Below are 7,247 nucleotides of genomic sequence, written 5' to 3' on the forward strand. Positions count from 1 at the left end.
GCTCTCTCGTCTCTCCAGCCTTTCGCGTCCCGTGGCCGTAGCCGTATGCGCCCTGCCCGTGGTGGGGCTGCTCGCCACGGCGGTGTTCGCGCCGTTGCCGTTCTCCGTGGCGCAGCCGGGGATGACGGCGAACGTCCTGGGCGAGAACAAGGGGGAGCCGGTGATCACGATCAGCGGCGCGGAGGCCCGGAGGACCAGCGGGCAGTTGCGGATGACGACGATCGAGGCGACGGGGCCTGCCGCCCGCGTCGGGCTCGGAGATGTGATCGACGGCTGGTTCCGCACGGACCAGGCCGTCATGCCGCGCGACGCGGTCTACCCAAGCGGCGACACCAGCGAGGAGATCCAGGAGTACAACGAGGCCGAGATGAAGGAGTCCCAGGACACGGCCACCGAGGCGGCCCTCGCCTACCTCGGCGAGGACTCCGGCGACATCGAGGTCACCCTGCGTCTCGCCGACGTCGGCGGCCCCAGCGCGGGTCTGCTCTTCTCCCTCGGCATCGTCGACAAACTCGACGGCGACGGCAGCGGCGGCGACCTCACGGGCGGCCGCGTCATCGCCGGTACGGGGACCATCGACACGGCCGGCCAGGTCGGCGCGGTCGGCGGAGTCGCTCTCAAGACCCAGGCGGCCCGCCGTGACGGGGCCACCGTCTTCCTCGTCCCCAAGGCCGAGTGCTCCGACGCACAGACCGAACTGCCCAAGGGGCTGCGCCTCATCCCGGTGACGACCCTGAAGGGCGCGGTCGGCTCGCTCGTGGCGCTGGAGACGGGCAAGGGTTCCGTACCCAGCTGCTGAACCCGGCTGCTGATCGGCAGCCGCCGACTGACAGCCGCCGACTGACAGCCGCCGACTGACAGCCGCCGACTGACAGCCGCCGACCGGCAGAGTCGGCAGGCGCTCAGCCCTCCCTCACGAACCGTTCCTGTGGACTGAGCGGGAGTGAGTCCGTTCAGCCGCGCGCCCCGAACGGTCTTGGGCGAGCTGGTCCCCGGCGTACTCGACCGCGGGTGGCGACACGCATCCTGTGCGTGGTCCGGGCCCGGGCCCGGGAGGCCCCCGCGGCCGGAGGCGCTGATGGACACAGCCCTGCGCGACCTGGCCAGATGGGTATGGCCAGAGGCGACGGGGAGGCCCTGAACCATCACACCGGTGAAACAGGGGCCCCGCACGCTGACGCCGTACCCGGCGTCCCAGATCGCACGATCACGCCAACCCGAACGGACCAGGGCAGCGCCAGCCCGGAAGCCGACCATCACGCGATCGAGCTAATTCGGCCTCATGCGCACTCCTTGGCGAGCAGCTACGAACCCTTCCGCCACCATCCACTCCAATGCCACCCGGTGCGGATCCTCGCCGGCCACGTCCACCCTGGCGTTCAGCTCGCGGGCCACGTCGTTGTTCAGCTTCTTCGTGATGGGCGCGAGGACGTCGGCGATCTCCGGCCACTCCCTCAGCGTCGCGGAGTTGATCTCGGGGGCCGCGTTGTAGTTGGGAAAGAACCTCCGGTCGTCGGCCATCACCGCGAGCTTCATCGACTCAATGCGCCCGTCGGTCGTGTAGACCTCCCCGTACAGGCAACTCCCCTTGGCTGCCTGGGTGTAGATGATCCCGCTGTCCATCTGGGTGATGTTCCCGGTGGGCAGGCTCATCCCGTATGCCTTCTGCATGCCCGGCAGCCCGTCCGCGCGGTTGGCGAACTCGCTCTCCACGCACAGGGTGACCTTCTTGGGCTCCTTCGCCGCCAGCAGGGCCACGTCGGAGAGGGTCTTCGTGGCGTACGTGGTGGAGTTGGCGCGGTTCAGGGCGAGGGCGTACGTGTTGTTGAGCGCGGAGGGCGGCAGCCAGGTCAGGCCGTTCTTCAGGTCGGCGTCGCGCACCTCCTCCCACTGGCGTCGCGGGTCGGTGATGGGGGTGCTGTTGCCCTGGTAGGTGATCCAGGCGGTGCCCGTGTACTCGTACATGGCGTCCGCGTCCCCGCTCCGCACCGCCTCCCGGGCGCCGAACGACCCCTGGATGCCGGTGCGGTCGAGCACCTCCGCGCCGGCCGCCTGGAAGGCGATGCCCATGACGGCGCCGAGGATCAGGTTCTCGGTGAAGTCCTTGGAGGTGACGGTCAGCTCGGCGCCCCTGAGCGGGCGGCCCTGCCCGACCGAGCCCGGCAGCACGTCGTCGGTCATCGGGGAGCCGCTGGTCAGCCCGCAGCCGGCCACCAGGAGTCCCGCCAGGAGGAGAGGCGTGCGCCGGCTCACGAATCCGCCTCCGACCCCCGCGGCCGCAGCAGCAGTTCCGCCAGCGAGGCGAGCCAGTCGACCAGCAAGGCCAGGGCGACGGTGAGGATCGAGCCGAGCACGAGGACGGGCATGCGCTGGTTGGTGATCCCGGTCGTGATCAGTACGCCGAGGCCGCCGCCCCCGCCGAAGGTGGCGAGGGTCGCCGTGCCCACGTTCAGGACGAGGGCCGTGCGTACACCCGCGAGGATCAGCGGTACGGCCAGGGGGAGTTCGACGCGGGCGAGCGCCTCCGCCGGGGACATGCCGATGCCCCGGGCGGCTTCGAGGAGGGTCGGGTCGTTCGCCTTCAGGCCGGCGATCGTGTTGGAGAGGACGGGCAGGACGGCGTAGACGATGATGCCGATCAGTGCCGCTGTGCGCCCGATGCCGAGCCAGATCACCAGCAGGGCCAGGAGGCCGATGGCCGGGGCGGCCTGGCCCATGTTGGCGACGGTCATGGCCACCGGAGTGGCCTTCCGGAACGCTTCCCGGGTCAGCAGGACGCCCAGCGGGATCGCGATGATCAGTACGAAGAAGGTGGAGATCGCGGTCAGCTGGATGTGCTGCCACAGGGCCTGCAACACCTGCCCGTTCGACAGGGCGTTCGCGGAGATCGCGTCCAGCTCGGCCTGCTGGAACCAGATCCAGGTGGTGAGGAGGACGACCACGAGGACGGAGGGCAGCAGCGTCAGCTTCTGCCAGGTCACCCTGGGGGCGGGGGGCCTGCCCGGCGGAGGGGTCCCGTCGGCGGGAGGGGCCGTACCCGGCGCGGGCGGGGCGGCCGACGAGGAGGTGCAGCCCGGCTCGGAGACGTCGACCGGCGTGGTCGCGACGTCCGTCTCGGTGGAGGTGGCGGTGGCCCTCGTCGTGGAGCCCGCCTCGGCGCGCTCGGCGGATCCGGTGTCGGCGGCCGTGGCTGCCCCGGTCGCGGAATCCGCCCCGGGGGCGGTCGCCCCGGCCGTGGAGTCCGTCCCGGTCGTGGAGCCCATCTCGGCGGGCGTCACGCCGGCCCCTCCGCTCCGCCGCCCTCCTGCTCGGCTTGCGTCTGCCCGGTGCGGGCCTCCTCCAGCTCGTGCTGGTGTTCCACCGCGTCCAGGCGATCGGCCTCCAGGAGCCCGCGGACGGAGTTGAGCAGGGTCTCCACGTCCACGACGCCGGTGTACTCCCCGTGCCGCCCGGTGACGACGACCCGCCCCGCGCTGTCGGTCAGCACGGCCTCCAGCGCGTCCCGCAGGGTGGCGCCCCCGGTCACGGTGCCCACCGGGGTGCCGGCCCGCGCGAGCGACCCCTTGGCGCCCGTCAGGTCGCCGCGCCGCAGCCACTTGAAGGGCCGCCCGCGCCGGTCGAGGAGCAGCACCTCGTCGGTGCCGCTCGCCCGCAGCCGGTCGAGGATCCGCTGCGGCGGGTCGCCCACGTCGACCGTCGGGCAGTCGGTCACCTCGGCATCCCGTAAGCGCGTCACGTTGAGCCGCTTCAGGGCGGCGCCCGCGCCCGCGAAGCCGGAGACGAAGTCGTCGGCCGGGCCGGCGAGGATCGCCTCCGGGGTGTCGAACTGCGCGATGTGCGACCGCTCCCGCAGGATCGCGATCCGGTCGCCGAGCTTGATCGCCTCGTCGAAGTCATGGGTGACGAACACGATCGTCTTGTGCAGCTCACGCTGGAGGCGGAGCAGCTCGTCCTGGAGGTGGTCGCGGGTGATCGGATCCACCGCCCCGAACGGCTCGTCCATCAGCAGGACGGGCGGATCGGCGGCCAACGCCCGTGCCACGCCCACGCGTTGCTGCTGGCCCCCGGAGAGCTGACGCGGATACCGGTCGCGGAACTCGCCCGGGTCGAGCCCCACCAGGTCCAGCATCTCCGCCACCCGCGCCTTGATTCGGGACGCGGACCAGCCGACCATTCTCGGCACGAGCGCGATGTTCTGGGCGACGGTCATGTGCGGGAAGAGGCCGGACGACTGGATGGCGTAGCCCACCTTGCGCCGCAGCTTGACCGGATCGATGCGGGTGACGTCCTCACCGTTGATCCGGATGGAACCACTGGACGGCTCGATCAACCTGTTGATCATCTTGAGCGTCGTCGACTTGCCGCACCCGGAGGGCCCGACGAGGACGACGGTCTCGCCGGCATTGATCCACATGTTGACGCTGTCGACGGACGGTTGCCGACTGCCCGGATACCGTTTGCTGAGGTCGACCAACTCGATCGTCGCCCCCGTCGCCCCGGTCGCTCTCGTCGTGCTCGTCGTGCCGGTGTCAGCCACGGATCCCCCTGGGAATCGTCAGCCGCCCGATCAGCACATACGCGGCGTCGAACAGCAGTGCGAGGGCGACGATGCCGAGCGTGCCCGCGAGCACCTGGTTGAGCGCGTTCGCGCTGCCCAGTGAGGCGATACCGCGGAAGATCTCGTTGCCGAGGCCCGGCCCGGAGGCGTACGCGGCGATCGCGGCGATGCCCATCAGCATCTGCGTGGAGACCCGGATCCCGGTGAGGATCGGCGGCCAGGCGAGCGGCAGTTCGACGCGCAACATCCGCAGCGACCGGGACATCCCGATGCCCTTGGCGGCGTCCACCAGCGCCGGATCGACCCCGCGCAGGCCCACGATCGCGTTCCGCACGACCGGCAGCAGCCCGTACAGCGTCAGTGCGATCACGGTCGGGGCCACGCCGAGGCCCACCACCGGGATCAGCAGGCCGAGCATGGCGAGGGAGGGGATGGTCAGAAGGGTGGCGGTGGTGGTCGTGGCGAGCCCGGCGGCCCACTCCCTCCGATAGGTGGCGACACCGATCAGCACCCCGAGGGCCGTGGCCACGACCATGCACTGGAACACCGCGCTGGCGTGCTGATACGCGTCGAACAGCAGCTTCTCGTGGTAGCTGCCCACGTACTCCCAGAAGCTCACCGGCACGTACCCCCAGGGTCGGCTACATCGTCGTCTCCCGGTCCGCCGCCGCCTGCTCCACCAGCGGGATGATCCGCAGCGGAACGGGGTTCTCCATGACGATCGCCGTGGCGGCCCGGACGATGCCATCAAAACCGACAACCCGGTCGATCACCCGCTGGAGGTCGGCGTTCGAACGGGCCACGAGCCGGCACAGCATGTCCCCGCTGCCGGTCGTCGTGTGCAGCTCCAGCACCTCCGGCACGGTCGCCAAATGCGCCCGTACGTCCGCCCCTTGCCCCTGCCTGATCTGCAGCGTCGCGAACGCCGTGACCGGGTAGCCGAGTGCGGTCGGATCCACCTGGGGCCCGAACCCGCGGATGACTCCATTCGACTGAAGCCGGTCGAGCCGGGCCTGCACCGTGCCCCGCGCGACCCCCAGCCGCCGCGACATCTCCAGCACCCCGATCCGCGGCTCGCGCGCGAGCAGGACGATCAGCCGCCCGTCCAGATGATCGATCGCCATGAGGCCTCCCGGGATGGTCACCCTGTACAGAACAAGCCGGAGTATGGGTTCTCTACTGGTCAGATTGTCCAGCAGAAGCGCCAACTGTTGCGCAGCTTGTGGATACGGGAGGAGTCTGCGGCCATGGCAGCCACCTCCGCGCACACACGCCACATCCCCGACACCGCACGGCAGGCAGACCCCTTCCCGGTCAAGGGAATGGACGCGGTCGTCTTCGCCGTGGGCAACGCCAAGCAGGCCGCCCACTACTACTCCACCGCGTTCGGCATGCGCCTCGTCGCCTACTGCGGTCCCGAGACCGGCAGCCGCGAGACGGCGAGCTACGTCCTGGAGAACGGCTCGGCCCGGTTCGTCCTCACCTCGGTCGTCAAACCCGCCACCACCTGGGGTCACTTCCTCGCCGGGCACGTCGCCGAGCACGGCGACGGCGTCGTCGACCTCGCCATCGAGGTCCCGGACACCCGCCGCGCGTACGCCTACGCCATCGAGCACGGCGCGCGTTCCGTCGCCGAGCCGTACGAGGTGAAGGACGAGCACGGCACGGTCGTCCTGGCCTCGATCGCCACGTACGGCACGACCCGGCACACCCTCGTCGAGCGCACCGGCTACGACGGCCCGTACCTCCCCGGTTACGTCGCCGCCGACCCCATCGTCGAGCCGCCCGCGCAGCGCACCTTCCAGGCCATCGACCACTGCGTGGGCAACGTCGAGCTCGGGCGCATGAACGAGTGGGTGGAGTTCTACAACCGGGTCATGGGCTTCACGAACATGAAGGAGTTCGTGGGCGACGACATCGCCACCGAGTACAGCGCGCTGATGTCGAAGGTCGTGGCGGACGGCACCCTGAAGGTCAAGTTCCCCATCAACGAGCCCGCCATCGCCAAGAAGAAGTCCCAGATCGACGAGTATCTGGAGTTCTACGGCGGCGCGGGAGTCCAGCACATCGCGCTCAACACGAACGACATCGTCCGCACCGTACGGACGATGCGGGCGGCCGGCGTCGAGTTCCTGAACACGCCCGACTCGTACTACGACACGCTGGGGGAGTGGGTCGGCGACACCCGCGTCCCCGTCGACACCCTCCGCGACCTCAAGATCCTCGCGGACCGGGACGAGGACGGGTATCTGCTGCAGATCTTCACCAAGCCGGTGCAGGACCGGCCGACGGTCTTCTTCGAGATCATCGAGCGGCACGGGTCGATGGGCTTCGGCAAGGGCAACTTCAAGGCGCTGTTCGAGGCGATCGAGAGGGAGCAGGAGAAGAGGGGCAATTTGTGACCGGGCGCCTCATAGCTCGGGGGTGACTGCGATCGGGCGACTGCGGAGGGTTCGTGGTTGCTCGCGCAGTTCCCCGCGCTTCTGAAAAGCAGGGGCTGCGCCCCGAGCTTTTCGGCCCGCAGCGCCGTCGTCCTTCAGTCCCGCGGGGCCTGGTCTTTCAGGCCCGCGGGGCCTGGTCTTTCAGGGGCGCGGGGAACTGCGCGAGAAGCCCCACTTACCCGCACCCGGCCCCGCCAGCGCCGCCGCCCCCCCCCCCGGGCGCGCCCGCCCCCCCCCCCGCGCCGGGC

Annotated in this window: 7 protein-coding genes; 2 read left to right on the forward strand and 5 right to left on the reverse strand. The window is 70.3% G+C overall.

Annotated features, from left to right (window positions below):
* Positions 1-31: 31 nt before the first annotated feature.
* On the forward strand, positions 32-799 hold the full coding sequence (locus tag ACFU53_RS18950; RefSeq protein ID WP_383993241.1) for a S16 family serine protease: 768 nt from the start codon (positions 32-34) through the stop codon (positions 797-799).
* A 470-nt stretch (positions 800-1,269) separates the two neighbouring features.
* On the opposite strand, the gene ACFU53_RS18955 is transcribed toward ACFU53_RS18950, so the two are convergent.
* From ACFU53_RS18955 to ACFU53_RS18975, 5 genes are all read right to left on the reverse strand, one after another.
* Positions 1,270-2,181 carry a glycine betaine ABC transporter substrate-binding protein gene (locus ACFU53_RS18955; protein ID WP_383993256.1) on the reverse strand — a complete coding sequence of 304 codons (912 nt, stop codon included), beginning with the start codon at positions 2,179-2,181 and terminating at the stop codon, positions 1,270-1,272.
* A gap of 68 nt (positions 2,182-2,249) precedes the next feature.
* Complete coding sequence (locus ACFU53_RS18960) at positions 2,250-3,278, reverse strand: ABC transporter permease (protein WP_383993244.1); 1,029 nt, start codon at positions 3,276-3,278, stop codon at positions 2,250-2,252.
* A complete protein-coding gene (locus ACFU53_RS18965) occupies positions 3,275-4,537 on the reverse strand; it encodes an ABC transporter ATP-binding protein (RefSeq protein WP_383993247.1) in 1,263 nt (420 codons plus the stop codon). The genes ACFU53_RS18960 and ACFU53_RS18965 overlap by 4 nt, the downstream gene beginning before the upstream one ends.
* Positions 4,530-5,177 (reverse strand): ABC transporter permease, encoded by a 648-nt coding sequence (locus ACFU53_RS18970; protein WP_383993259.1) that lies wholly within the window; start codon positions 5,175-5,177, stop codon positions 4,530-4,532. The genes ACFU53_RS18965 and ACFU53_RS18970 overlap by 8 nt, the downstream gene beginning before the upstream one ends.
* A 22-nt stretch (positions 5,178-5,199) precedes the next feature.
* A complete protein-coding gene (locus ACFU53_RS18975; protein WP_383993250.1) occupies positions 5,200-5,682 on the reverse strand; it encodes an Lrp/AsnC family transcriptional regulator in 483 nt (160 codons plus the stop codon).
* A gap of 123 nt (positions 5,683-5,805) precedes the next feature.
* Here ACFU53_RS18975 and hppD point away from each other — a divergent pair, with 123 nt between their 5' ends.
* Entirely contained in the window at positions 5,806-6,960 is a 1,155-nt protein-coding gene (gene hppD / locus ACFU53_RS18980; protein WP_383993253.1) for a 4-hydroxyphenylpyruvate dioxygenase, read from the forward strand.
* Positions 6,961-7,247 lie beyond the last annotated feature (287 nt).

Source organism: Streptomyces sp. NPDC057474, from assembly GCF_042802555.1.
Classification (GTDB): domain Bacteria; phylum Actinomycetota; class Actinomycetes; order Streptomycetales; family Streptomycetaceae; genus Streptomyces.

Bases quoted from the DNA above. Each gene is read 5' to 3' on its own strand.
- ACFU53_RS18955 (WP_383993256.1), bottom strand. From the start codon at position 2,181: ATGACCGACGACGTGCTGCCGGGCTCGGTCGGGCAGGGCCGCCCGCTC.
- ACFU53_RS18975 (WP_383993250.1), bottom strand. From the start codon at position 5,682: ATGGCGATCGATCATCTGGACGGGCGGCTGATCGTCCTGCTCGCGCGC.
- hppD (WP_383993253.1), top strand. From the start codon at position 5,806: ATGGCAGCCACCTCCGCGCACACACGCCACATCCCCGACACCGCACGG.